The 24896-nt window shown below is 45.1% G+C and carries 24 protein-coding genes and 1 pseudogene; 20 read left to right on the forward strand and 5 right to left on the reverse strand.

Translation table 11 applies throughout. From position 1 onward, the window contains the following. Positions 1 to 85 precede the first annotated feature (85 nt). From BCU07_RS01300 to phoU, 4 genes are all read left to right on the forward strand, one after another. Complete coding sequence (locus tag BCU07_RS01300) at positions 86 to 2302, forward strand: ABC transporter permease subunit (RefSeq protein WP_102429037.1); 2217 nt, start codon at positions 86 to 88, stop codon at positions 2300 to 2302. A gap of 111 nt (positions 2303 to 2413) precedes the next feature. Further along, positions 2414 to 4123, forward strand: coding sequence for a phosphate ABC transporter permease PstA (gene pstA, locus BCU07_RS01305; protein WP_102429036.1), 1710 nt, complete (start codon positions 2414 to 2416; stop codon positions 4121 to 4123). Beyond that, entirely contained in the window at positions 4124 to 4942 is an 819-nt protein-coding gene (gene pstB, locus BCU07_RS01310; protein WP_009848269.1) for a phosphate ABC transporter ATP-binding protein PstB, read from the forward strand. Between the two features lie 75 nt (positions 4943 to 5017). Then, on the forward strand, positions 5018 to 5716 hold the full coding sequence (gene phoU, locus BCU07_RS01315; protein ID WP_009848270.1) for a phosphate signaling complex protein PhoU: 699 nt from the start codon (positions 5018 to 5020) through the stop codon (positions 5714 to 5716). Between the two features lie 9 nt (positions 5717 to 5725). On the opposite strand, the pseudogene BCU07_RS01320 reads toward phoU, so the two are convergent. The 3 genes and pseudogenes from BCU07_RS01320 to BCU07_RS01330 all read right to left on the reverse strand — a co-directional run. Continuing rightward, positions 5726 to 5989: pseudogene (locus BCU07_RS01320) on the reverse strand (hypothetical protein); the annotation flags it as partial. Between the two features lie 146 nt (positions 5990 to 6135). Further along, a complete protein-coding gene (locus tag BCU07_RS01325) occupies positions 6136 to 6879 on the reverse strand; it encodes a copper homeostasis protein CutC (RefSeq protein WP_017062527.1) in 744 nt (247 codons plus the stop codon). A 311-nt stretch (positions 6880 to 7190) separates the two neighbouring features. Further along, positions 7191 to 7799 carry a peroxiredoxin C gene (locus tag BCU07_RS01330; RefSeq protein WP_017062526.1) on the reverse strand — a complete coding sequence of 203 codons (609 nt, stop codon included), beginning with the start codon at positions 7797 to 7799 and terminating at the stop codon, positions 7191 to 7193. Positions 7800 to 8009: 210 nt separating this feature from the next. Here BCU07_RS01330 and BCU07_RS01335 point away from each other — a divergent pair, with 210 nt between their 5' ends. Further along, positions 8010 to 8915: a hydrogen peroxide-inducible genes activator gene (locus BCU07_RS01335; RefSeq protein WP_017062525.1), complete on the forward strand. Its 906-nt coding sequence runs from the start codon at positions 8010 to 8012 to the stop codon at positions 8913 to 8915. Between the two features lie 69 nt (positions 8916 to 8984). On the opposite strand, the gene BCU07_RS01340 is transcribed toward BCU07_RS01335, so the two are convergent. Further along, positions 8985 to 9431, reverse strand: coding sequence for a CBS domain-containing protein (locus BCU07_RS01340; protein WP_017062524.1), 447 nt, complete (start codon positions 9429 to 9431; stop codon positions 8985 to 8987). Between the two features lie 334 nt (positions 9432 to 9765). Between BCU07_RS01340 and queA the strand changes: the two genes are divergently transcribed. From queA to secF, 5 genes are all read left to right on the forward strand, one after another. Next, positions 9766 to 10818 carry a tRNA preQ1(34) S-adenosylmethionine ribosyltransferase-isomerase QueA gene (gene queA / locus BCU07_RS01345; protein ID WP_017062523.1) on the forward strand — a complete coding sequence of 351 codons (1053 nt, stop codon included), beginning with the start codon at positions 9766 to 9768 and terminating at the stop codon, positions 10816 to 10818. Positions 10819 to 11008: 190 nt separating this feature from the next. After that, positions 11009 to 12145, forward strand: a complete 1137-nt coding sequence (tgt, locus tag BCU07_RS01350; protein ID WP_017056177.1) for a tRNA guanosine(34) transglycosylase Tgt — start codon at positions 11009 to 11011, stop codon at positions 12143 to 12145. A gap of 110 nt (positions 12146 to 12255) precedes the next feature. Continuing rightward, positions 12256 to 12585, forward strand: a complete 330-nt coding sequence (gene yajC, locus BCU07_RS01355; RefSeq protein WP_010440492.1) for a preprotein translocase subunit YajC — start codon at positions 12256 to 12258, stop codon at positions 12583 to 12585. Between the two features lie 20 nt (positions 12586 to 12605). Next, the gene (secD, locus tag BCU07_RS01360) at positions 12606 to 14462 is read left to right on the forward strand and encodes a protein translocase subunit SecD (protein ID WP_081325187.1); all 1857 of its coding nucleotides are present in this window, start codon (positions 12606 to 12608) and stop codon (positions 14460 to 14462) included. A gap of 14 nt (positions 14463 to 14476) precedes the next feature. Next, positions 14477 to 15424, forward strand: coding sequence for a protein translocase subunit SecF (gene secF / locus BCU07_RS01365; RefSeq protein ID WP_017066793.1), 948 nt, complete (start codon positions 14477 to 14479; stop codon positions 15422 to 15424). 323 nt (positions 15425 to 15747) lie between these two features. Here the strand turns inward: secF and suhB are convergent, their stop codons facing one another. After that, complete coding sequence (gene suhB, locus BCU07_RS01370) at positions 15748 to 16551, reverse strand: inositol-1-monophosphatase (RefSeq protein WP_017062836.1); 804 nt, start codon at positions 16549 to 16551, stop codon at positions 15748 to 15750. 181 nt (positions 16552 to 16732) lie between these two features. Here suhB and trmJ point away from each other — a divergent pair, with 181 nt between their 5' ends. The 10 genes from trmJ (at position 16733) to pepB (ending at position 24843) form a co-directional block, all read left to right on the forward strand. After that, positions 16733 to 17461 (forward strand): tRNA (cytosine(32)/uridine(32)-2'-O)-methyltransferase TrmJ, encoded by a 729-nt coding sequence (trmJ, locus tag BCU07_RS01375; RefSeq protein ID WP_017062835.1) that lies wholly within the window; start codon positions 16733 to 16735, stop codon positions 17459 to 17461. A gap of 116 nt (positions 17462 to 17577) precedes the next feature. After that, on the forward strand, positions 17578 to 18099 hold the full coding sequence (gene iscR, locus BCU07_RS01380) for a Fe-S cluster assembly transcriptional regulator IscR (protein WP_010440512.1): 522 nt from the start codon (positions 17578 to 17580) through the stop codon (positions 18097 to 18099). Between the two features lie 27 nt (positions 18100 to 18126). After that, on the forward strand, positions 18127 to 19341 hold the full coding sequence (locus BCU07_RS01385) for an IscS subfamily cysteine desulfurase (RefSeq protein ID WP_050644450.1): 1215 nt from the start codon (positions 18127 to 18129) through the stop codon (positions 19339 to 19341). A 33-nt stretch (positions 19342 to 19374) separates the two neighbouring features. Further along, the gene (gene iscU, locus BCU07_RS01390) at positions 19375 to 19752 is read left to right on the forward strand and encodes a Fe-S cluster assembly scaffold IscU (RefSeq protein ID WP_004735094.1); all 378 of its coding nucleotides are present in this window, start codon (positions 19375 to 19377) and stop codon (positions 19750 to 19752) included. A gap of 98 nt (positions 19753 to 19850) precedes the next feature. After that, positions 19851 to 20174 carry an iron-sulfur cluster assembly protein IscA gene (iscA, locus tag BCU07_RS01395; RefSeq protein ID WP_010440519.1) on the forward strand — a complete coding sequence of 108 codons (324 nt, stop codon included), beginning with the start codon at positions 19851 to 19853 and terminating at the stop codon, positions 20172 to 20174. An 84-nt stretch (positions 20175 to 20258) separates the two neighbouring features. After that, the gene (gene hscB, locus BCU07_RS01400) at positions 20259 to 20774 is read left to right on the forward strand and encodes a co-chaperone HscB (RefSeq protein ID WP_010440522.1); all 516 of its coding nucleotides are present in this window, start codon (positions 20259 to 20261) and stop codon (positions 20772 to 20774) included. Between the two features lie 22 nt (positions 20775 to 20796). Beyond that, positions 20797 to 22647, forward strand: coding sequence for a Fe-S protein assembly chaperone HscA (gene hscA, locus BCU07_RS01405; RefSeq protein WP_017062518.1), 1851 nt, complete (start codon positions 20797 to 20799; stop codon positions 22645 to 22647). Between the two features lie 20 nt (positions 22648 to 22667). Beyond that, entirely contained in the window at positions 22668 to 23006 is a 339-nt protein-coding gene (gene fdx, locus BCU07_RS01410; RefSeq protein ID WP_010440525.1) for an ISC system 2Fe-2S type ferredoxin, read from the forward strand. Between the two features lie 134 nt (positions 23007 to 23140). Further along, positions 23141 to 23341, forward strand: a complete 201-nt coding sequence (gene iscX / locus BCU07_RS01415) for a Fe-S cluster assembly protein IscX (protein ID WP_004740335.1) — start codon at positions 23141 to 23143, stop codon at positions 23339 to 23341. Positions 23342 to 23547: 206 nt separating this feature from the next. Further along, positions 23548 to 24843, forward strand: a complete 1296-nt coding sequence (gene pepB / locus BCU07_RS01420) for an aminopeptidase PepB (protein WP_065584659.1) — start codon at positions 23548 to 23550, stop codon at positions 24841 to 24843. The last annotated feature ends 53 nt before the right edge of the window (positions 24844 to 24896 follow it).

Consider the following 24896-nt stretch of genomic DNA (forward strand, 5'->3'; position numbering starts at 1 on the left):
GTTTCAGTTGTTTAACGTAACTTGTAATATAATTGTCATCTAACGTACATATTATGTCAGTAGCTAAAAAAAGGTAGATAAACAGATGGCTTCAGCCCAATTTTCATTGAAAGAGCGCGACAAAAAAAGATGGTTGAAAGATCGTCTCGTCCGTTTTTCGGTGACATGTGGCGCGGTCAGTGTTCTAGCTGCCCTAGTATTGATCTTTGTTTACTTGGCAATGGTCATTTTACCGGTATTTTCAGATACTGGTTTAGAGACCGACCAAGCCGTAAAGACCGTTGCCGTAGAAGAGCCTATCGTCTTATCGGTTGATGAATATGGTCAACATGCATTTACTATCGAAAAATCCGGTTTGGTACAGTTTTGGGATTTAGAGTCTCAAAATACACACTCTTACTTTGAGCGTGATGTTGTAGCCAACCCCATCGCCTTTTCTCGAAATACCCCATCTGAAAATTGGTTTGCCTTTGCCGACAGCGCAAGCAATCTTACTTTTTTCTATCCTGAGTATAGTGCGCCTGTGCTGAAAAAGGGCAGTGAAGCCGAACCTAAAATTGAGCAAATTACTCTCCCTGAACCGTTTTTAAATGATGAACCCTCAAATGGGGCGACGATCGACAAATTCGCATTCTCTAAAAATGGACGTGGGATTACGGTTGCCGCGCAGTTAAGTGACCAACGAGTCTTGGTTAAGTGGTATCAGAGTGACCTTACTGGTCAGTATGTTTTTCAGAAGAGCCAATGGCTATCGGATAAGTTGGGCTTGCAACAGCAACTGCTTGTCACACCTGATGGGCAAACCTTATACCTACGAGCACAATCGGATTTGGTTGTTTTGAAACTATCAGATAACGGTTTTGATGTTCGTGAAGTGATTGATCTTAGCTTAAATGATGCGAAGCATTCCGTGAAAAGCATCGATTTACTGTCTGGAGCTTATTCACTGTTGGTTACGCATGAGGACGGACAGGTTTCTCAATGGTTCGATGTACTCAAAGATGAAAAGCGTAGCCTGACCCATATTCGAGACTTCCAACTTGCTGAACAAGTGCAATTTATTCTTCCTGATACTTATAGAAAGGGTTTTTATAGCTTCTATAAGAACGGCACATTACAAAGCCACTATACGACCAGTGAAAAGCTGTCGCTGTTCGAGCGAGCATTTGATAAATCACCACAATTAGCGGCTATGTCTGCCAATGAACTGCATCTGGCGACGCTGATTGATGGCACCATCAGTGTGGCTAAGGTCGATAATGAATACCCGCAAATATCATTCTCATCGCTTTGGCAAAAAGTCTGGTATGAAAGCTACCCTGAGCCACAATATGTTTGGCAATCAACCTCGGCGAATGATGACTTTGAAGAGAAGTTCAGTTTAGTACCCATTACGTTCGGTACCATTAAGGCCGCTCTGTTTGCGATGATGTTTGCCGTGCCGGTTGCTGTGCTCGGAGCCATTTACACCGCATACTTCATGTCTCCACGAATGCGAAGAGTGGTGAAGCCTTCGATAGAACTGATGGAAGCGCTTCCAACCGTCATCATCGGATTCTTGGCTGGCCTTTGGTTTGCTCCAATTGTCGAAACGCATTTAACGGCCGTCTTCTCATTAATGGTGTTATTACCGTTGAGTACATTGTTGACGGGGTTTGTTTGGTTCTGCTTGCCGAAGATGGTGACGAGTCGTTTCTCTAACGGTTGGCATGCCCTAATATTGATCCCGGTACTGGTGATTACGGTGGTGGCTGTCTTTGCTGGTGGAAACAGCATTGAAGCCTTGTTGTTTGGTGGTGATATTCGAACTTTCTTGGCTAGTTATGGCATCGACTTTGACCAACGCAATGCGCTGGTAGTTGGTTTTGCTATGGGTTTTGCTGTCATCCCAACGATTTTTACTATCGCCGAAGATGCTATTTTCTCGGTGCCTAAACACTTATCCGATGGTTCATTAGCGCTGGGTGCGACGGCGTGGCAGACCCTTATTTATGTGGTGTTATTGACGGCTAGCCCAGGTATCTTTTCAGCGGTCATGATGGGACTAGGGCGAGCGGTTGGCGAAACCATGATTGTCTTGATGGCTACAGGTAACACACCAATTCTTGACTGGAATATTTTGGAAGGGATGAGGACGCTATCCGCAACGATTGCTGTCGAACTACCAGAATCAGAGGTGGGTGGTTCTCACTTCCGCTTGTTGTTCTTAGCGGCACTCTTGCTGTTTATTTTCACGTTCGCGGTGAACTCAGTCGCAGAGTGGGTTAGACAAAGATTGAGAGATAAATATCGTGCGCTGTAGTTTTAAAGGTTCACCTCAATGTGTCTCAATGGCTTTTAATTGTTTGGCTAGCGTATCTCGCGAACTTGGCTGTTTCTTGGTTTCAGCACGTCAAGAGCAAGGTCGATCATGATGAACAAACTGAAGTCATTATTATCTTGGGTTAAATCGGGATCTCCGTGGATCTGGCTTACGGGCGGGGCGGTGAGCATCAGTATGCTTTCTGTTCTTGGCCTAATGCTGTTGATTGGCTGGAAGGGTTTAACCTATTTTTGGCCTGCTCCTTTGTATCAATGGCAAGTCGACTCCAAAGACTTATCGTTAGTGGTTGATCTGGACGAAACCGTATCAAAACAAGATGTATTGATTGGCCAGTTGTATGAACGTAAATACATCCCGATAGAGCAAGTTCCACAAGTCCATGACCTTTTGTCGCCTCAAAATTTGTCGACAGGACTAATTCAGCGCTTAAGTATCAAAGTCGCCAACAGAGAACTGTACCCTGCGGATTTTGTTTCCATTCTGGATGTCAATTTACGTGAACCAACAACGCCGCTTGATTGGATTGTGATTGAACGAAGTCGAGGTGGTTATTTCTTTGGTAAACCGGTGGGTTTTAAAACCGCTTCTGGCACCTTTGATTCGAACATAGACCAAAAGCTCGAACAAGGCTTGGCGTTCGCTGATGCGCTACGTAAAGAAACGTCGCGTGTCGTGAACCAAGAAATTCGCAATATCAGCTGGCAATTGGAAAACCTGCGCTTAGAAAAGCGTAAGCTTGAACTCAATGAGTCAGTGAGCGATGAATACCTTAAAACCTATACTCAAACTAAACTGGAATTAAACCGCCAGTTAGGTGAAGCCGAAGTTAAGCTTGAGCACCTTAGAACGCAACTTAATGTCGAAAGCTTACTCGTTGAGGATATGACAGGCGAGCAGGTCGAGATTTCGCTAAGTCACATTCTGGATTATTGGTACCCAAATAATATGTCTTACCTAGAAAAGGTTGGGCACTGGGGCAAACAAGTTTGGAAGTTCTTATCAGAGAACCCACGAGACTCAAACTCTGAAGGCGGTGTATTCCCTGCCATTTTCGGTACAGTACTGTTGGTTATTCTCATGTCGATCGTCGTGATGCCTCTTGGCGTGGTCGCTGCGATATATCTTCATGAATACGCAAAAAACAACGCACTAACACGTTTAATTCGTATCGCCGTGATTAACTTGGCGGGTGTACCGTCGATTGTGTATGGCGTTTTTGGTTTAGGCTTTTTCGTCTATACCATTGGTGGCTCGATTGATACGTTGTTCTATGCAGAGCGATTGCCAGCACCGACATTTGGTACGCCGGGTCTACTTTGGTCAGCACTAACCTTAGCGGTCTTGACGCTTCCAGTCGTTATCGTAACCACGGAAGAGGGCTTAACGCGTATTCCTAGTGCAGTGAGGCACGGTTCATTAGCGCTTGGTGCGACTCAATTTGAGACGCTTTGGCGCATTGTTTTACCGATGGCAAGCCCAGCGATTATCACTGGTTTAATTTTGGCAATCGCGAGAGCCGCGGGGGAAGTTGCACCACTTATGCTGGTGGGTGTTGTTAAATTGGCATCTAGCTTGCCAGTCGATGGTCAGTTTCCGTATTTACACTTAGATAGAAAGTTCATGCATTTAGGCTTTCATATCTATGATGTTGGTTTTCAAACCTCTAATATCGAAGCGGCACGACCTTTAGTGTATGCGACTTCATTTTTATTGGTTACGGTGATTGTTGGGTTGAACTTAACAGCCATCAATATCCGTAATAACTTGCGTGAAAAATACCGAACCTTAGGACAAGATTAGATGTTCTCGATTAATGAAACCTTGGGTTACCAAGCACCACTTGATGTTCACAATCTGAAGGATGAGCAAATTGCTATCTCGATCGAAGGGCTAAATCTTTACTATAAAGAGAGCCAAGCACTTGATGATATCTCGATGCAGATCCCGAAGGGGCAGGTGACGGCGTTTATCGGCCCTTCTGGGTGTGGTAAGTCGACTCTGCTGCGCTGCATTAATCGCATGAACGATCTTGTTGAAGGCTGTAAGGTTTCCGGGAAAGTGAAGCTTCATGGCAAGAACGTCTATCACCCTAAGGTGGATGTTGCGACCTTACGACGCCGTGTGGGTATGGTATTCCAGCGTCCAAACCCTTTTCCTAAATCTATCTATGAGAATGTGGTTTATGGCTTGAGGCTACAAGGCGTTAGCAACAGCCGAGACCTTGATGATGCGGTTGAACGCTCTCTGCGCGCTGCTGCGTTATGGGATGAAGTGAAAGATCGGTTGCATGAGAATGCTTTTGGTTTATCTGGCGGTCAACAGCAGCGTTTGGTTATCGCTCGTGCGGTTGCGATTGAGCCTGAAGTGCTGTTGTTAGATGAGCCGACATCGGCACTCGATCCGATTTCTACTTTGACGATTGAAGAGTTGATCAACGATCTCAAAACGCAATACACCGTGGTTATTGTTACTCATAACATGCAACAAGCGGCGCGTGTGAGTGACCATACTGCTTTTATCCATATGGGGAAGTTGATCGAGTACTCAGATACCGATTCGATATTTACTTCGCCATTGAAAAATCAAACGGAAGACTACATTACTGGTAGGTATGGCTAGCGTTTAAGTTCGTGCCATCTAGAGCTAAGTCACTCTGAAATAAACGGCTTTATTCATTTCTTTCAAGGAGCAAGTATGCATTTCGGTCGCCACATTTCAGGGCAATTCAATGTCGAGTTAGAATCGATCCGTACTCATGTATTGACCATGGGCGGGTTAGTGGAGCAGCAACTCTCGTTTGCAATGCAGGCGCTTCATAAAGACGATGTTGAATTGGCCAAAAAAGTGATTCGTGATGACCACAAAGTGAATGCGATGGAAGTGTCGATTGATGAGGCTTGTACTCGAATCATTGCAAAGCGTCAGCCGACAGCGAAGGATCTGCGTTTGATTATGGCGATCATCAAAACGATTACCGATCTGGAACGTATTGGCGATGTTGCTTCTAAAATTGCGCAAGGTGCTATTGAGATCCCTTCAACCAAAGAGCAGAAATTCCACGTATCTTTAGAGCCTCTTTGCCGTCAGGCTATCACCATGCTTCACCAAGTATTAGATGCTTTTGCTCGTATGGATGTTGATGCGGCAGCTGAAGTTCACAAGCTTGATGATAAGTTGGATGCGGAGTACGAGGCCGTTATTCGTCAGTTAATGACCTATATGATGGAAGACCCTAAGAACATCCCTAATATTTTGCAGGTGATGTGGTCAGCGCGTGCGATTGAGCGAGTGGGAGACCGCTGCCAAAATATCTGCGAATACATTATTTACTTTGTGAAGGGTAAAGATGTACGTCACCTAGGCGATCAAAGCCTTGATGACGCACTAAAATAGAGCTTATCTTTAGAAGCTAATTATTGCACCAAGATTGAAATTGACCGTTGTGTCGTAAGGCACAAAGGTTTTGTTGTGATCAAAAATATTCATATCAACACCAGCACGTAATCCAAGCATTGGTGTCGCTTGGTAAACGTAGGCCCCGCCTAGGCTTATACCATGTGTTGTTTTCTCTTCTACTTCGCCTGAGCGCGTTTTCGTACCGTCATAACTTGCCACGCCAATTTCAGCCTGAAAGCCGTGGATTTGGTTTCTTCCAAACATGTTTTGCTTCGTAACAGGTTTAAATCAAGAGAGCTGAATAAGTCTTTAGCCATATCTATCCATGAAAATTTTCTGCGCTATTAAATCTAATATACGTCAGTCAGTTAGATTAGTCAGCGAGGTTCTCTGGATTTATGTTGGCGACTATTGCCCTAAGCGGTGAGGGCGGCTCTCACATCAGATATCTTACTCGCATCTGTCACTGGGATCTGATAATCATCAATATTATCACTGCCCATTTGAGCACTTGAGTTGTTTTCCATTAGACTCGGCCTTGTCGATTTACCTGAAAGGTGAAGAGCAGGTACTTGGGTAGCGCTTTGAATCATTTTGGCATTCGCAGCGTTAACGCCAGCCCCCGCCATGATATCAATTCGTCCATCGGCTTGTTTGACCATTGCAGCCAATACATCGATACCTTGCTCAGCATTAGCAGCAAGCCCTGATGTCAGGACTCTTTCGCATCCAAGTGTAATGATTTGTTCTAATGCTGCTTGGAAATCAGAGCTTTGATCGATGGCTCTGTGGAAGGTAATCCCAAGCTTTAACGAGTGCGCTTTGTCAGCCAGTTGTTGCATCTTTGGCATATCAATACTTCCGTTCGGCGCTAACACACCAAGTACGACCCCATCCAATCCTGCATTTGCGCAAGCTTCAATATCTTCAAGCATACAGAGCATATCGTCGTTATCGAAAATGAAGTCGCCTTGTCTTGGGCGTATCATAGCGTAGACCGGAACCGACGAAACTATTGCCGCTTGTTTCATCATTCCGAAGCTTGGAGTTAATCCGCCAAGTGCTAATGAAGAGCAAAGCTCAATTCGATTCGCGCCACCAGATAGTGCGGTATGAAGAGATTCTAAGTTATCGATACAGACTTCAATTTCGGTGTTCATCGTGTTTATCCGTTCAAAAAGATACTGATGAAATAATAGCAATCTAGGTGTGATTCTGAATAGATGGGGATAAGGGAAAATAGAGGTAAAGTTTAGGTTTATCGCTACCTCAATTATCTATTACAAGAGTCAGTCTAGGGGAGCGAGGAGGGGGAAAACAAAAAGCCCGAAGCGTTAACTTCGGGCTTTTAATAGGACTTTACTTCTTAACTGATTGGCGGTGCGCTTTGCGCTATTAGCTTATGCTTTATGTCTCTTTAAAGAGAATCTTCCAACCATTAACCCGCGTTGAGTTCGGGCTTAAGAGGTAATTACTTGCTTAGGTCGTCAGCGTGCTCAGATAGGAATGCTGCAACACCTTTTGGAGATGCGTCCATACCTGATTTGCCTTCTTCCCATTGTGCAGGACAAACTTCACCGTTCTTCTCGTGGAAGTTTAGTGCGTCTACCATGCGTAGCATTTCGTCGATGTTACGACCTAGTGGAAGATCGTTAACTACTTGGTGACGTACAAGACCGTCAGCGTCGATTAGGAAAGAACCACGGAAAGCAACGCCTGCTTCTGGGTGCTCAACATCGTATGCTTTGCAGATCTCGTGCTTAACGTCAGCAATTAGAGGGTATTTAACTTGACCGATACCGCCATCAGCGATAGCAGTGTTACGCCATGCGTTGTGAGAGAATTGAGAATCGATAGAAACACCGATTACTTCAACGCCTTTAGCTTGGAAATCTTCAAGACGGTTGTCGAAAGCGATTAGCTCTGAAGGACAAACGAAAGTGAAGTCTAGTGGGTAGAAGAAAACTACAGCTTTCTTACCTTTAGTGAATTCTGCGAAGTTGAAGTTATCAACGATCTCACCGTTACCTAGAACAGCTGCTGCAGTAAAGTCAGGGGCTTGACGACCTACTAGTACCATTTTGGAATCTCCTAAAAAATTAGTTGGCCCAACACATCTTTGTTTGGGCTCCGTTTCTACGGGACAAACTATAGTACAATCGGTACTATAGAAAAAAGCGAATTAAATAGATTAAGTTAATCGAAAAAAGCGATAAGCTTATTCTTTGTCCTGTCCTTAGGTCGAATGACCTTTACCTAACTTATCCTACTCATATTACAAAGTAATTTCATGAATAAATGGCCAAGTCTTAAGCAACTTCACTATCTTGTTACTCTTCACGAAACTCGTCATTTCAGTGATGCCGCAGATCGCTGTTTCGTCAGTCAATCTACGCTAAGTAAAGGCATTCAAAACCTAGAAGAGCTGATTGGTTGCCCGCTTTATGAGAAGAAAGATAAAAAGAGCCCGCTAGTTTTCACGCAAGCAGGTGAGCTGGTGGTCAAGCACGGTCGAGAGCTACTAGCGAAAGGACAAGATCTCGTAGAGCTTGGAAATCTATGTAACGGGGATGCGATGCAAGGGCAGCTGCGAGTCGGGTGTATTCCTACTATAGCGCCGTTCCTTTTGTGCGATTTGGTACAGGAAGCCAACCAGCGCTTTCCACAATTAAATTTGCTGTTACGTGAAGACACAACGACCAACCTATTGGCTGCGCTGCGTCATGGAGATTTAGATGTGCTGATTCTGGCTTTGCCTGTCGATATCGACAATATGGAAAGCCAAGTTGTTGGGCAAGACCCTTTCCGGATGGTGATCAGTCGCAATCAAGCTGATGGTATTCGCGTTCCGATTAAATACGATGACCTGCCAGACGAATCTGTATTTTTGTTGGAGAACGAGCATTGCTTAACCGAGCATGCTGTGTCGGCTTGTAAGTTAACGGATAAAGAGAAGATCAACCCGTTCACTGCGACGAGCCTTCACACATTGGTGCAAATGGTGGCCAATGGTTTAGGAACCACCTTTATTCCGCAAATGGCGATCGACCACGGTTTATTGGAAAACCAGAATCTCGTTGTGATCGATCCTCCTGGTCAGCAGGCCTACCGAGATATTGGCCTTGTCTGGCGACCAAGCTCTTCGCGTCGTGAGACATTCCATCAATTAGCGGATGTGGTATCTGAGCTTCTATAATAATCCGCTGCGACAACAATCCCTCTGAGCGGCTGAATTGGCCGCTCTTCTTTATATCAATTCCGAGCGTTACTCTACTTCTGCTTCTTCTGGCTCTACTTCTTCTTGCAGCTCCAGTAAATTGATCGCTATCGTGACAAAATCGCTGTCTGTAATAATGCCTACTAGTTCGTGGTTTTCTACGACAGGTAAACAGCCCACTTTATGTTTCTGCATGTAGATAGCCGATTCTTTTAATCCTGCACGCGGCTCTACCGACATAACACTTTTGTGCATGATGTCGTTGAGGGGAGTAGCAAGAGTAAAAGATTGAGCTTGTGGGATGTTTTGTAGGCTGGATTCTTGAGCGGCGAGAACGTCTCGTTGTGTGACGACACCTAGTAGTTGCCTGTCGGAATCGACGACCGGAATATGGCGGATATCAAGTGCTTCCATCATGTGCTTAGCATCGGCCAGTGAGTGTGAGCGCAATAGGGTATGAGGGTTGCGAGTCATCATATCTTCAACCTTGATCATACGAACCTCCTTCTTTTTTATTTGTTGCTATTACTATAGTTTTTTATCCAAAAAATAACTGAGATCTGACGCATTCTTGGGTGAGTTTTATGCAACTAATTCTTTAGCTTGAGGAGGTGAATCAGTCGCATTATTTTACGCCTCTTTACAATAATCCAGTGCTGTAAACCTTGCTATTGCGGCTCGTGTGCCTATACTAGCCCACTGCGAAATTTTTAGTCGTGTTTGCGATGTGTTTCTGGTAACGATTGACTTACCGTAACGATTATCCAGCAACTACGATTTATGATTCGTCAACGGCACAAATCTCATCAACTAAGACAAGACTAGACACATGCAAGTTTCAGATTTTCACTTTGACCTACCAGATGAACTCATTGCTCGCTACCCTCAAGAGGAGCGTACAGCAAGCCGCCTGCTTAAATTAGATGGCAACAGCGGTAACCTAGCTGATGGTTCGTTTAAAGACGTTTTAGACTTGGTTGAGCCAGGCGATCTTGTTGTTTTCAATAACACTCGAGTGATTCCAGCTCGTGTATTTGGTCGCAAGGCATCAGGCGGTAAGCTTGAAGTGCTGGTTGAACGTATGCTTGATGAGAAAAGCATTCTTGCGCATGTTCGTTGTTCTAAATCACCGAAGCCGGGTACCAAGTTGTTCCTTGGTGAGAACGATGAATATGAAGCTGAAATGGTGGCGCGTCACGATGCGTTATTCGAAATCCATTTCACATCTGATCAAAGCGTTTTAGAGATTCTTAACAGTGTTGGTCACATGCCACTGCCTCCTTACATCGATCGTCCTGATGAAGATGCAGATAAAGAGCGCTACCAGACTGTCTATAATGAAAAGCCGGGTGCGGTTGCAGCGCCAACAGCAGGCCTTCACTTTGATGACAAGCTAATGGCTGACATGAAAGAAAAAGGTGTTGAGTTTGCTTACGTGACGCTTCATGTTGGTGCTGGTACGTTCCAGCCAGTAAAAGTTGATAATATTAACGATCACCACATGCATGCTGAGTACGTTGAAGTGCCGCAAGAAGTGGTTGACGCCGTAGCTGCAGCAAAAGCCCGTGGCGGCCGTATTATTGCTGTTGGTACAACATCAGTACGCTCACTAGAAAGTGCAGCTCAAGATGCATTGAAGAAAGGCACTGAGCTCGTTCCTTTCTTTGGTGATACAGAAATCTTCATCTTCCCTGGCTATGAATACCAGTTGGTGGATTGCTTGATTACCAACTTCCACTTGCCAGAATCAACACTGATTATGTTGGTGAGTGCATTTGCTGGCTACGACAATGTGATGGGCGCATACGATCACGCAGTGAAGAGCGAATACCGTTTCTTCAGCTACGGCGATGCTATGTTCATCAATAAGAAAACGAGCTAATTTAAGCAGGTTTAAGCGATACAAAAATTTACGGGTGCTAGCAGTAAGCTAGGAGTCGGGCAGGGTGTCTGTCTAATCTCTCGCAAGGAATACGCGACCGCTCCTCATAGAACCCACTAGACTGAACTTTTGTTTGGCCTAAGGTTCTGAATTAACAGTCAGATTGTTTCTCTGGCATATTGGAGGCTTCGTGAAATTAAAATACGAACTTAAAAAAACTAATAGCGGCGCACGTCGTGGTCAACTTCAGTTTGAACGCGGTACCGTTGAAACCCCAGCATTCATGCCTGTAGGTACTTACGGTACTGTTAAAGGTATGACACCTGAAGAAGTAAAAGACACAGGTGCTGAAATCCTATTAGGTAACACATTCCACCTATGGCTACGTCCTGGTCAAGAAATCATGAAAATGCACGGTGACCTGCACGATTTCATGAACTGGCACGGTCCTATCCTGACTGATTCAGGCGGCTTTCAAGTATTCAGCCTAGGTGCAATGCGTAAAATCACTGAAGAGGGTGTTCATTTCCGTAACCCTGTAAACGGTGACAAGATCTTCATGGACGCTGAGAAGTCTATGGAAATCCAAAAAGATTTAGGTTCAGACATCGTAATGATCTTCGATGAGTGTACGCCTTACCCTGCGACACACAAAGAAGCAAAAGACTCAATGGAGATGTCTCTTCGTTGGGCTGAGCGTTCACGTAACCACTTCGACAAACTTGAAAACCCGAACTCACTGTTCGGTATCGTTCAAGGTGGCGTGTACGAAGACCTTCGTGATGTATCCGTTAAAGGCCTAACAGAAATTGGTTTTGACGGTTACGCAGTAGGTGGCCTAGCAGTAGGCGAACCAAAAGAAGATATGCACCGCATTCTTGAGCACACATGTCCTCAACTGCCAGAAGATAAGCCACGTTACCTAATGGGCGTAGGCAAACCGGAAGACTTGGTTGAAGGTGTTCGTCGCGGTATCGACATGTTTGACTGTGTAATGCCAACGCGAAATGCACGTAACGGCCACCTGTTTGTGACTGAAGGTGTGATCAAGATCCGTAATGCGAAGCATAAAACCGATACAACACCACTAGATTCAGAGTGTGACTGTTACACTTGTAAGAACTACAGCAAGTCGTACTTACACCATTTGGATCGTTGTAACGAAATCCTAGGTGCTCGACTGAACACGATTCATAACCTGCGTTTCTATCAACGAGTAATGTCAGACATTCGTCAGTCTATCGATGAAGACCGCTTTGAAGAGTTCGTTGCAGAGTTCTACGCAAGAATGGGGCGTGAAGTGCCACCACTAGGTAAAGAATCTTAGTATTTCTTTTTTGCGAGCCCTATCTCTCTTCCGAGTGATGGGGCTTGAAAATAAAGGGATGCGACCCAATTAGACAAACAATTACGAAAATATAATAGAGGATGTTTTAAATGTTTATTTCTCAAGCTCACGCAGCAGCAGAAGGTGCACCAGCAGGCGGCGGTTTCGAAATGCTTATCATGCTAGGTATGTTCGCTGTGATCTTCTACTTCATGATCTACCGTCCACAAGCTAAGCGTGTTAAAGAGCACAAGAACCTTATGTCTTCTATGGGCAAAGGCGATGAAGTTCTTACAAGCGGCGGCCTAATCGGCAAGATCACTAAGATTGCAGAAGACAGCGACTACGTTGCTATCGAACTGAATGCAAACAACGAAGTAGTTATCAAGAAAGACTTCGTTACAGCAGTGCTACCAAAAGGTACTCTGAAATCTCTATAAACAGCTAGAGGATCCTCGCTGTGCTAAACCGTTACCCGTTATGGAAGTACCTGATGGTGGTGTTTACTATCGCCATCGCTGCGTTGTACGCACTTCCGAATATATACGGTGAAGATCCGGCAGTTCAAGTTACAGGGGCGCGCGGCGCCTCTGTAGATATGTCTACGCTGGATGCTGTCACCAATGCTCTTGAAGCTGAAAACCTTTCTACTAAATCCGTTGCTCTAGAAAACGGTTCCATTCTTGTTCGCTTTAACGATACAGACTCTCAAATCAGTGCCCGTGATGTCATCACTGAAGCATTAGATGAAGATGTAATCGTTGCTTTAAACTTAGCGGCTTCAACTCCTGATTGGCTTGAATCTATTGGTGCTGCACCAATGAAACTTGGTCTTGACCTACGTGGTGGTGTTCACTTCTTGATGGAAGTGGATATGGACGCTGCGATGCAAAAGCTGGTTGGCCAACAAGAAGAAGCGTTCCGTAGTGAACTTCGTGAAGAGAAAATCCGTTACCGTGCAATTCGCCCGTCTGGTAAAGATGCGGTTGAAGTGATTCTACGTAACGCCGAGCAACTTGCTGAAGCTAAATCGCTACTGCAATCTAAGCACCAAGACATGACGTTTGTAGATTCTGAATCTAATGGTCGTTTTTCTTTGGTTGCTAGCTTCACAGAGGCTCGTCTTCAAGAAATCCGCAACTATGCGGTAGAGCAAAACATTACCATTCTACGTAACCGTGTTAACGAACTTGGTGTTGCTGAACCTTTGGTTCAACGTCAAGGCTCTAGCCGTATCGTAGTGGAATTGCCTGGTGTTCAAGACACGGCTCGCGCTAAAGAAATTCTTGGTGCTACCGCGACGCTTGAGTTCCGTGAAGTGGATAGCAGTGCTGACTTAGCCGCTGCCGCTTCTGGTCGTGCCCCTGCGGGTAGCGAAATCAAGCAAGATCGTGATGGTCGTCCTGTGGTACTTAAGAAGCGCGTTATTCTAGGCGGCTCAAGTATTACTGATGCAAGCTCAAGTGTTGATGAATATGGTCGTCCTCAAGTTAACATCTCGCTAGACAGCGAAGGTGGTAGCAAGATGTCTGCATTCTCTCGTCAGAATATCGGTAAGCTAATGGCAACGGTATTTGCAGAGTACAAAGACAGCGGTCGTAAAACACCGGAAGGTCGAGTTATCTTGAGTAAGCACGAAGAAGTGATTAACCAAGCGACGATTCAATCTGCGCTAGGCCGTAACTTCCGTATTACGGGTATCGATTCAACGGCTGAAGCTCATAACTTGGCACTTCTACTGCGTGCTGGTGCATTGATTGCGCCTATCTCGATTGTAGAAGAACGTACGATTGGTCCATCTATGGGTCAGCAAAACATCGATATGGGTATCATGGCGATGGTTTGGGGTATGGCTGCTGTAATGCTGTTTACACTGCTTTACTACCGTAGCTTTGGTCTGATTGCGAACGTTGCGCTAATGGCTAACTTGGTGTTGATTATCGGTGTGATGTCGATGATTCCGGGGGCTACCATGACCCTGCCAGGTATTGCCGGTATCGTATTAACGGTCGGTATGGCGGTTGATGCGAACGTTCTGATCTTTGAGCGTATACGTGAAGAGCTTCGAGATGGACGCAGTCCACAACAAGCGATTCACCAAGGTTACGCGAACGCATTCAGCACAATCGCCGATGCCAACATCACCACACTACTAACAGCAATTATTCTATTTGCTGTGGGTACTGGTGCTATCAAAGGCTTCGCGGTAACGCTGTCTATCGGTATCTTGACTTCAATGTTTACAGCTATTGTCGGAACACGTTGTATCGTGAACCTGATGTATGGCGGCAAACGCGTTAAAAAACTGTCGATCTAAGGCTAGGAATTAATATGTTTCAGATTCTAAAAGCAGACAAAATGATCGACTTTATGCGTTGGTCAAAGGTTGCCTTTGTTTTTTCTATCTTGATGATTGGTACTGCTATCTTCACCCTAACAACGAAATCGTTGAACTGGGGGCTAGATTTTACTGGCGGTACTCTGATTGAAGTTGGTTTTGAACAACCGGCACACCTTCCTGATATTCGTAGTGCACTAGAAGCCGAAGGCTTTGGTGATGCAACGGTACAGAACTTCGGTTCAGCTCGTGATGTGATGGTTCGTTTACGTCCACGTGATGGCGTAGCGGGCGAAACGCTTGGTAACCAAATCCTTTCTGCAATTGAGAATGGTACTGGTGAGCAAGTTGAGATGCGTCGTATCGAGTTCGTTGGCCCTAATGTGGGTGACGAGCTAACAGAAGCGGGTGGCCTTGCTATCCTTGTTTCTCTGATCTGTATCTTGATCTATGTGTCAGTGCGATTCGAATGGCGTTTGGCAGCAGGTGCGGTACTAGCACTGGCGCACGACGTTATCATCACACTGGGTGTGTTCTCTCTAATGCAAATTGAGGTGGATCTTACCATCGTAGCAGCCTTGCTAACGGTAGTCGGTTATTCCCTCAACGATACCATAGTCGTATTTGACCGTATTCGTGAGAACTTCCGCAAGATGCGTAAGGGTGAAGCACCTGAAGTACTGAACAGCTCAATCACACAAACATTGAGCCGTACATTGATTACTTCTGGTACAACGTTATTCGTAGTTATCGCGCTGTTCGCTCAGGGCGGCGCTATGATTCACGGCTTCGCGACTGCACTTCTACTGGGTATTACGGTTGGTACTTACTCTTCTATCTACGTTGCATCTGCACTGGCTATGAAGTTGGGTATTACGCGTGAACACCTAATGCCACCACAAGTGGATAAAGAAGGTGAAGAGTTTGACGAAATGCCTTAGGCCTTGGCTTAACAATTTTCGCTGAACCAAAAAAACCGCTAGGCAACTAGCGGTTTTTTTACGACTGTATTCTGTCGATAAACTCAACGTAATTTATCGGCGAAGTGCGTTGTGCTCGTCGCAACTAACCGCCATCCTGCTCGTATCTCGTATCTCGTATCTCGTATCTCGTATCTCGTATCTCGTATCTCGTATCTCGTATCTCGTATCTCGTATCTCGTATCTCGTATCGCAGATACAAAAAAGCCTCGCTATAGCTATATAGCGAGGCTTTGGAATTTTTATGCGCCCTTAAAATAGGGAGCGTTAACGTAAGGTCTGAATTACTTCAGCATACCTTCGTTAGCGTTCTCACGAACGTGCTTAAGAATAGACTTAACACCACGTGCGCTTGAAGCAACAACATTACCAGAAGTCATGTAATCAGTACCGCCAGCAAAGTCAGTCATGATAGCACCAGCTTCACGAGCGATTAGATCGCCAGCTGCTAGATCCCATGGCTTAAGGCCAAGTTCTAGGTAACCATCAACACGGCCAGCTGCTAGGTAACATAGGTCAAGAGCAGGAGAACCTGTACGACGGAAATCAGCACAGTCGATGAATAGACCAGAGATGATCTTCATGAAAGATTCAGAGTGTTGTTTTTGCTTGAATGGGAAACCAGTCGCTAGAACAGTACCTTGAAGGTCTTTTAGTTGAGTAACACGCATACGAGCGTTGTTAAGTTGAGCGCCAGCGCCACGTTGAGCTGTGAATAGCTCGTTTAGCATTGGGTCATAAACACAAGCAACTTCTGTACGACCGTTCATGCGAACAGCGATAGATACAGAGAAGTGAGGGAAACCTTTTACAAAGTTGTTGGTGCCATCCAGTGGGTCAACGATCCATTGTACATCAGAGTCTTTACCTTCAGTCAGGCCTTTCTCTTCAGAAATAATGCTGTGCTCTGGGTAAGATGCTTTGATTGTCTCAATGATCATGTACTCAGCTTCTTGAGCAATGTTAGTAACGTAATCGTTGTTACCTTTTAGAGACGATTCGATCTTATCAGTTGTTTCTAGAGATTTAGCAATATGGTTGCCAGCTTTACGCGCAGCGCGTATCGCAATGTTTAGCATTGGATGCATATGGTTTTTCCCACAAGATGTTAAAGAACAATTTAAAGCGGCGGCGAGTATACCAAAGTTTTACCAAAAGGGAAGTGGTTATTTTTTGAACTCTTGGTTTCACATTACGCGAAGGGTCTGACCATTTTACTTTGCTATGTGTTAATATCTCGCGATTATTTTTAAAGTGGTGTCATATAGCATGTTAGACAATGTAAAAGTCGTTCTGGTTGGTACGTCTCATTCGGGAAATATCGGATCAGCAGCTCGCGCAATGAAAGTGATGGGTTTGAGTCAATTAGTTCTTGTAGACCCTCAATGTGAAGTTGACGAGCAGACCTTAGCACTGGCTGCGGGTGCAGGTGACATCGCAGAAAACGCGACCATCGTTTCTACATTAGACGAAGCCGTAAAAGACTGTGGTTTGGTGGTTGGTTCGAGTGCACGTTCACGTACGCTTGAATGGCCAATGCTTGAGCCTCGTGAGTGTGGACAAAAGTTTGCGATTGAAGGTCAAAAGCACCCAGTCGCATTAGTGTTCGGCCGTGAACGTACTGGTTTGACTAACGATGAGCTTCAGAAGTGCCACTTCCATGTATGTATCCCAGCTAACCCTGAATACAGCTCGCTAAACCTAGCAATGGCAGTGCAGACTCTGAGCTACGAAGTGCGTGTAGCTCACCTTGATATGGTCGCTAGCCAATATCAGCCACAGCAACAAGATGAGTACCCTCGTCACGAAGAACTAGAAATGTTCTATGAGCACCTTGAAAAAGTGATCATTGATACCCAATTTATCTCTAAGGATAAGCCAGGTCAGGTGATGAATAAACTACGTCGTCTGTTCAGTCGAGCTCGTCCAGAGTTGCAAGAGATCAACACTCTACGCGGCATTTTGACTTCAATTGAGAAGAGCAAAAACGACAAATAAAAACCACACAAACCCTAAGGGTGAATACTTGACTAAAATAGTCAACTAAATACTTGACCAATTTAGTCAGGTATGGGAAGATTCCAACCACATAAACAATGTGGATTCGGTGTGATATGAAACTTACATCTAAAGGAAGATATGCGGTAACAGCTATGCTAGATGTAGCACTGCATTCGCAAAAAAGCCCAGTTCCTCTGGCTGATATTTCAGAGCGACAGGGCATCTCATTATCTTACTTAGAACAGCTATTTTCTAAGTTACGTAAAGCTGGCTTAGTTGCTAGTGTTCGTGGTCCTGGCGGTGGTTACCGTTTAGGTGCTGAAGCGAGCGACATCGCTGTCGGAACTGTAATTGCTGCAGTAGACGAATCAGTTGATGCAACTAAGTGTCACGGTCGAGCAGATTGCCAAGGTGGTAGTCGTTGTTTAACTCACACTCTTTGGCGTGATTTAAGCTCCCGAATCAGCAGCTTCTTAAATGACATTACGCTCGGTGAGCTAATGAAAGATAACGAAGTTTTAGAGATTTCTGATCGTCAAGATATCGATCTTGCGGTTAATAATGGTTTTGCACATAAAAATACGAGCACTACAACGATTAGTGCAGCACCTCACGGTGTTAATGCCCGCTCTTAGCGGTCAGTTTTTACATTGGAGTAGAAAATGAAACTGCCTATTTACTTTGACTATTCAGCTACATGCCCAGTCGATCCACGTGTTGCTGAAAAAATGGTTCAGTGCATGACGATGGACGGTAACTTCGGTAACCCTGCATCTCGTTCACACCGTTACGGCTGGCAGGCAGAAGAATCAGTAGATAATGCTCGTGAGCAAATTGCCGATCTACTAAATGCAGACCCACGTGAGATTGTTTTCACGTCAGGTGCTACAGAGTCAGACAACCTTGCTATCAAAGGTGCAGCGCACTTTTACGAGAAGAAAGGTAAGCACGTAATCACGTGTAAAACAGAACATAAAGCGGTTCTTGATCCATGTCGCCAACTAGAGCGTGAAGGTTTTGAGGTGACTTACCTTGAGCCTGAAGCAAACGGCATCATTGATTTAGACAAGCTACAAGCAGCAATGCGTGAAGATACGGTTCTTGTTTCTATCATGCACGTAAACAACGAGATTGGTGTAATCCAAGATATCTCTGCAATCGGCGAATTATGTCGTTCACGCAAGATCATCTTCCACGTTGATGCGGCTCAGTCTGCGGGTAAAATCCCACTAGATGTAAAAGAGATGAAAGTTGATCTTATCTCTATGTCTGCACACAAAGCATACGGCCCTAAAGGCATCGGCGCTTTGTACGTTCGTCGTAAGCCACGTATTCGCCTTGAAGCGCAAATGCACGGTGGCGGTCATGAACGTGGTTTCCGTTCTGGTACGCTTGCTACTCACCAAATCGTGGGTATGGGCGAAGCGTTTGCTATCGCTAAACAAGACATGCAGAAAGATTACGATCACGCACTAGCACTTCGTGAGCGCCTATTGAAAGGGGTTCAAGATCTAGAAGCAGTAACGGTAAATGGCGACTTAGATCAACGTGTACCACATAACCTAAACGTGAGCTTTGCTTTCGTTGAAGGTGAATCTCTGCTTATGTCTTTAAAAGACTTAGCGGTATCATCAGGTTCTGCATGTACATCAGCGAGTCTTGAGCCTTCATACGTTTTACGCGCTCTTGGCTTAAACGATGAACTGGCACACAGCTCAGTACGTTTTTCATTCGGCCGTTTCACTACGGAAGAAGAAATCGACTACGCGATTGCACAAATCCGTGTAGCAGTAAATAAATTACGCGACATGTCTCCTCTATGGGATATGTATAAAGAAGGGATTGATTTGAACACTGTTGAGTGGGCTCATCACTAATCTCACGGAAATAGAGGATTCGAGGTAACTATCATGGCATATAGCGAAAAAGTAATTGATCACTACGAAAACCCACGTAACGTAGGTTCGTTTGATAAAGAAGATCCAAGTGTAGGTAGCGGCATGGTTGGCGCACCAGCTTGTGGTGACGTAATGAAACTGCAAATCAAAGTATCTGCAGAAGGTATTATTGAAGACGCAAAATTCAAGACTTACGGTTGCGGTAGCGCAATCGCTTCTAGCTCACTAGTCACTGAGTGGGTTAAAGGTAAAAGTATTGATGAAGCAGCTGCTATTAAAAACTCTGAAATCGCAGAAGAGCTAGAGTTGCCACCAGTGAAAGTTCACTGTTCAATTCTTGCTGAAGATGCAATCAAAGCAGCGGTTGCGGATTACAAAAAGAAGCACTAATCGTTTCTACAACGTAATCACTTCAAAAAAGTAATATTTGGGAGCACCCTTTGTGCTCCCCCTGAGTTCTCAATTTATATAAAACACAAGGTTGTAGTATGGCCATCACCATGACAGATACGGCAGCAAGCCGAGTTCAAGCTTTCCTAGATAACCGAGGTAAAGGTATCGGGTTGCGCTTAGCGGTAAAAACTACTGGCTGTTCGGGTATGGCGTATGTACTGGAATTCGTTGACGAGCTCAACGAAGAAGACGAAGTGTTCGAGCATTCAGGTGTTAAGGTCATCATTGATCCAAAAAGCCTAGTTTACCTAGACGGTACTGAGCTTGATTACGTAAAAGAAGGCCTAAACGAAGGTTTTGAATTCAACAACCCTAACGCGAAAGGCGAATGTGGTTGTGGTGAGAGCTTCAATGTATAAACGCCTCAATCGTTGAGCGTTTATAATGAGCGAAGAATAAAATTAGGCTCTAAGTAAAGAGCCTAAACTTAGGACCACCGTTACATGAATCATTTCGAATTATTTGGGCTACCACTTCAGTTTCAACTGGATGGTAGCCTTCTTTCTTCTCAGTTTAGAGATCTGCAACGCCAATTCCACCCTGATAAATTTGCCACGGCTTCTGAGCGAGATCGCTTGCTGGCTGTGCAAAAAGCTGCGCAAATCAATGATGCGTACCAGGTGTTGAAAAATCCAGTCAGCCGCGCTGAATACCTGTTAGTTCAACATGGTGAGGATATTCGTGGTGAGCAGCAGACTATGCAAGATCCTATGTTCCTGATGGAGCAAATGGAATTGCGTGAAGAGCTGGAAGATATCGCCGACAGTTCTGATCCTGAAGATGCTTTGTTTGCATTTGAAGGAAAGGTTAGCAAAATGTATAAACAACAATTAAGCGCTATCCAACAAGAACTCGACAGCGAAGCTTGGTTAGAAGCTGCAGACCGAGTAAGAAAGCTTAAGTTTATTGCAAAATTAAAGAATGAAATCGAGTTAGTTGAAGATCGTTTGATCGGCTAGTTCGTATAACAAGGACACATCCATGGCACTACTTCAGATTGCAGAACCAGGGCAAAGCGCCGCTCCTCACCAGCACAAGCTTGCAGTGGGTATTGATTTAGGTACAACAAACTCATTGGTTGCGTCAGTGCGCAGTGGTGAGGCAAGCACGCTTGTTGATCAACAAGGTCGCAGTATTCTCCCTTCCGTTGTTCACTATCAGTCAGAGTCGTACACCACTGGTGATGAAGCGCGTGTAAATGCACAAACTGATCCTAAAAATACCATTATCTCAGTTAAGCGATTAATCGGTCGTTCACTGTCAGATATTCAACAGCGATACCCATCTCTGCCATATCAGTTTGAAGAAAGTGATAATGGCCTGCCTGTGATTAACACAGCGCAAGGAAATAAGAACCCAATTCAAGTATCTGCAGATATTCTTCGTGCACTCGGTCAACGTGCTGAGTCGACGTTAGGTGGTGAATTGGCTGGTGCCGTGATTACCGTCCCTGCGTACTTTGATGATGCACAACGTGCAGGTACCAAAGACGCAGCGCAACTTGCTGGTCTTCATGTGTTACGTCTTCTTAATGAACCCACTGCAGCTGCGATTGCTTATGGCTTGGATTCAGGTAAAGAAGGGGTAATCGCTGTTTATGACTTAGGCGGTGGTACGTTTGATATCTCTATCCTACGCCTTTCTAAAGGTGTCTTCGAAGTTTTAGCAACCGGTGGTGACTCTGCATTAGGCGGCGATGACTTTGACCATTTAATTGCGGATCATTTCCAAGAGCAAATGGGCTTGTTAGAGCTGACAGCAGAACAGAACCGTATTCTTCTAGACGCAGCAACAGAAGCGAAGATTGGCTTATCTGAAGCTGAAAGCGTTAATGTTGAAGCACTAGGTTGGTCTGGCTCTTTAACTCGTGAAGAGTTCGAAGAGATCATCAAGCCACTAGTTAAGAAAACGCTGCTTTCGTGCCGCCGAGCACTGAAAGATGCGGAAGTTGACGCGGATGAAGTACTAGAAGTCGTGATGGTAGGTGGTTCAACTCGTACCTTACTTGTTCGTGAAATGGTCGGTGGCTTCTTTGGTCGTACTCCATTAACCAGTATTAACCCTGATGAAGTGGTTGCGATTGGCGCATCGATTCAAGCGGATATCTTAGTTGGCAACAAGCCTGACTCTGAGATGCTGCTATTGGATGTTATCCCTCTGTCACTGGGTATCGAAACCATGGGTGGCTTAGTCGAAAAGATCATCCCTCGTAATACCACGATCCCAGTTGCTCGTGCACAAGAGTTTACCACGTTCAAAGACGGTCAAACTGCAATGACAGTACACACCGTGCAAGGCGAGCGTGAGATGGTTGATGACTGTCGTTCACTGGCTCGATTTGCTCTGAAAGGCATCCCGCCGATGACTGCAGGTGCTGCTCATATTCGTGTTACTTACCAAGTGGATGCTGATGGCCTGCTATCAGTTACCGCAATGGAGAAGAGCACTGGCGTTCAAGCTGAAATCCAAGTTAAGCCTTCTTACGGTCTAAGCGACAACGAAGTGGCTAGCATGCTGAAAGATTCGATGACGTTTGCAAAAGAAGACATGCAAGCGCGTGCTCTTGCTGAGCAACGCGTAGAAGCGGATCGCGTTATCGAAGGCCTTATCGCTGCAATGCAAGCCGACGGTGACGAGCTACTTGATGAGCAAGGCAAACAACAACTTGTTCAAGCGATTGAAGCACTGATTGAAGTGCGTAATGGCGACAACGCTGATGCTATTGAACTAGAAATTAAGAATACCGACAAAGCGAGCCAAGACTTTGCTTCTCGTCGTATGGATAAATCAATTCGTGCTGCACTGTCAGGTCAGTCAGTCGATAATATTTAATAGTTAGAGAATAGATAAACATGCCAAAGATTATTGTTTTACCTCACGAAGATCTATGTCCAGAAGGCGCTGTTTTAGAAGCAAAAACTGGTGAGACGGTTCTTGATGTTGCATTGAAGGCCGGTATTGGTATTGAACACGCATGTGAAAAATCGTGTGCATGTACAACATGTCACGTTGTGATTCGTGAAGGTTTTGATTCTTTAGAAGAGAGTGATGATCTAGAAGACGACATGCTAGATAAAGCATGGGGCTTAGAGATGGAATCTCGCTTGGGTTGCCAAGCTAAAGTGGCTGATACGGATCTTGTTGTAGAGATTCCAAAGTACACGTTGAACCTGGCTTCTGAAGACCATTAAGAACCTGTTCTCAGTCATGGCTAATACAGCGATGACTGAGAGAGTTATTGCTTAGACAAACATACTAAGAAAACTGGCCTAGAATATAGATCATAAAGGTGACAGAGCGTCGCTGATAAATATAAGGAAGTGTTATGAGCTTGAAGTGGATTGATTCGCGAGATATCGCAATTGAGCTATGTGATTTGTACCCTGATACTGATCCTAAAACGGTACGTTTTACCGATCTGCATCAATGGGTGCTAGACCTTGAAGAGTTCGACGACGAGCCTAACCACTCGAATGAAAAAATCTTAGAGGCTATTATTTTGTGCTGGATGGATGAGATGGATTAATCCTCTTATCTGATGATTTGGTCGCGGGTTGGCATCAGTCCAATATAAAACGCAGCCAAGTTAACAATTCTTACTAAAAAAAGCGGACCTTATGGTCCGTTTTTTTATCAAAATGACATTTTCCTCCTACATAATGCTAACATCAGTGAGCTAATAAAAAATAATCAGAATCACACTCTCGAAGTGGTTCATGACAAGGAGAAATCATGTCTACACAGATGCCAGTATTTTTAAGTCAAGAAGCTGCCCAGCCTCAGTGGGGAGCAAGAGCTATTTTATCGTTCTCAGAAGCGGGAGCGACAATTCACATTGGTGAAGGCCACGATCTAGGCGCAGTTCAACGTGCGGGTCGTACGCTTGACGGACAAGGTATCGCATTCGTTTCACTTCGTGGTGAAGGTTGGGATCTAGAAAGCGTTTGGGCTTTCTACCAAGGCTACCGTGGACCAAAGAAAAAGAATGCATTGGAATGGGATGCACTTTCAGAAGCCGATCAAACTGAGCTTGAAGCTCGTATTCGCGCAACTGACTGGACGCGTGACATTATCAATAAAACCGCTGAAGAAGTGGCACCTCGTCAACTTGCGACAATGGCTGCAGAATACATCAAGTCAGTGGCACCAGCGGGCACTGTTAAAGCGAAGATTGTTAAAGACAAGGATCTACTAACCGAAGGTTGGGAAGGCATCTACGCGGTCGGCCGTGGCTCTGAGCGTACATCAGCAATGCTGCAACTGGACTTCAACCCAACAGGCGATGAAAACGCACCTGTATTTGCTTGTTTAGTCGGTAAAGGTATTACGTTCGATTCGGGCGGTTACAGTATCAAGCCAGGCCAATTCATGACAGCGATGAAAGCTGACATGGGTGGCGCAGCAACGATTACTGGTGGTTTAGGTCTTGCGATTGAACGCGGTCTTAACAAGCGCATCAAGCTTATTCTATGTTGCGCAGAGAACATGATCTCTGGTCGCGCATTGAAGCTTGGCGATATCATTACCTACAAAAACGGTAAAACAGTTGAGATCATGAACACTGATGCGGAAGGTCGCTTAGTGCTAGCTGATGGCCTGATGTACGCAAGTGCACAAAGCCCTGAGCTGATCATCGACTGTGCAACGCTAACAGGCGCGGCTAAAAACGCATTAGGTAACGACTACCACGCACTATTAAGCTTCGATGATGAGTTGTCTCACCAAGCGCTAACAGCGGCAAACCAAGAGAAAGAAGGCTTATGGCCACTGCCTCTTGCTGATTTCCACCGTGGTATGTTGCCTTCAAACTTTGCTGATCTTTCAAACATCAGCACAGGCGATTACACACCGGGTGCAAGTACAGCAGCGGCATTCCTTTCTTACTTTGTAGATGATTACAAAAAAGGTTGGATTCATATGGATTGCGCGGGTACTTACCGTAAGTCAGCAAGTGACAAGTGGGCGGCAGGCGCAACGGGTATGGGCGTTCGCACACTGGCTCGTCTTCTTATCGACCAAGCAAAATAATAATAAGGGTGAGCGGTATTTTGTGCCGCTCATTCATAAAGCTCAGATCGAAA

The organism is Vibrio sp. 10N.261.54.E10 (assembly GCF_002877735.2).
Classification (GTDB): Bacteria; Pseudomonadota; Gammaproteobacteria; order Enterobacterales; family Vibrionaceae; genus Vibrio; species Vibrio crassostreae_C.

Excerpts from the sequence above, each read along its gene's own strand:
- BCU07_RS01325 (WP_017062527.1), bottom strand. The coding sequence starts at position 6,879 with ATGAACACCGAAATTGAAGTCTGTATCGATAACTTAGAATCTCTTCAT.
- queA (WP_017062523.1), top strand. The coding sequence starts at position 9,766 with ATGCAAGTTTCAGATTTTCACTTTGACCTACCAGATGAACTCATTGCT.
- pstB (WP_009848269.1), top strand. The coding sequence starts at position 4,124 with ATGTTCTCGATTAATGAAACCTTGGGTTACCAAGCACCACTTGATGTT.
- pepB (WP_065584659.1), top strand. The coding sequence starts at position 23,548 with ATGTCTACACAGATGCCAGTATTTTTAAGTCAAGAAGCTGCCCAGCCT.
- iscR (WP_010440512.1), top strand. The coding sequence starts at position 17,578 with ATGAAACTTACATCTAAAGGAAGATATGCGGTAACAGCTATGCTAGAT.
- BCU07_RS01330 (WP_017062526.1), bottom strand. The coding sequence starts at position 7,799 with ATGGTACTAGTAGGTCGTCAAGCCCCTGACTTTACTGCAGCAGCTGTT.
- BCU07_RS01300 (WP_102429037.1), top strand. The coding sequence starts at position 86 with ATGGCTTCAGCCCAATTTTCATTGAAAGAGCGCGACAAAAAAAGATGG.
- phoU (WP_009848270.1), top strand. The coding sequence starts at position 5,018 with ATGCATTTCGGTCGCCACATTTCAGGGCAATTCAATGTCGAGTTAGAA.
- yajC (WP_010440492.1), top strand. The coding sequence starts at position 12,256 with ATGTTTATTTCTCAAGCTCACGCAGCAGCAGAAGGTGCACCAGCAGGC.
- iscA (WP_010440519.1), top strand. The coding sequence starts at position 19,851 with ATGGCCATCACCATGACAGATACGGCAGCAAGCCGAGTTCAAGCTTTC.
- secF (WP_017066793.1), top strand. The coding sequence starts at position 14,477 with ATGTTTCAGATTCTAAAAGCAGACAAAATGATCGACTTTATGCGTTGG.
- BCU07_RS01335 (WP_017062525.1), top strand. The coding sequence starts at position 8,010 with ATGAATAAATGGCCAAGTCTTAAGCAACTTCACTATCTTGTTACTCTT.
- BCU07_RS01385 (WP_050644450.1), top strand. The coding sequence starts at position 18,127 with ATGAAACTGCCTATTTACTTTGACTATTCAGCTACATGCCCAGTCGAT.
- fdx (WP_010440525.1), top strand. The coding sequence starts at position 22,668 with ATGCCAAAGATTATTGTTTTACCTCACGAAGATCTATGTCCAGAAGGC.
- hscB (WP_010440522.1), top strand. The coding sequence starts at position 20,259 with ATGAATCATTTCGAATTATTTGGGCTACCACTTCAGTTTCAACTGGAT.
- hscA (WP_017062518.1), top strand. The coding sequence starts at position 20,797 with ATGGCACTACTTCAGATTGCAGAACCAGGGCAAAGCGCCGCTCCTCAC.
- BCU07_RS01340 (WP_017062524.1), bottom strand. The coding sequence starts at position 9,431 with ATGATCAAGGTTGAAGATATGATGACTCGCAACCCTCATACCCTATTG.
- trmJ (WP_017062835.1), top strand. The coding sequence starts at position 16,733 with ATGTTAGACAATGTAAAAGTCGTTCTGGTTGGTACGTCTCATTCGGGA.
- pstA (WP_102429036.1), top strand. The coding sequence starts at position 2,414 with ATGAACAAACTGAAGTCATTATTATCTTGGGTTAAATCGGGATCTCCG.
- iscU (WP_004735094.1), top strand. The coding sequence starts at position 19,375 with ATGGCATATAGCGAAAAAGTAATTGATCACTACGAAAACCCACGTAAC.
- suhB (WP_017062836.1), bottom strand. The coding sequence starts at position 16,551 with ATGCATCCAATGCTAAACATTGCGATACGCGCTGCGCGTAAAGCTGGC.
- iscX (WP_004740335.1), top strand. The coding sequence starts at position 23,141 with ATGAGCTTGAAGTGGATTGATTCGCGAGATATCGCAATTGAGCTATGT.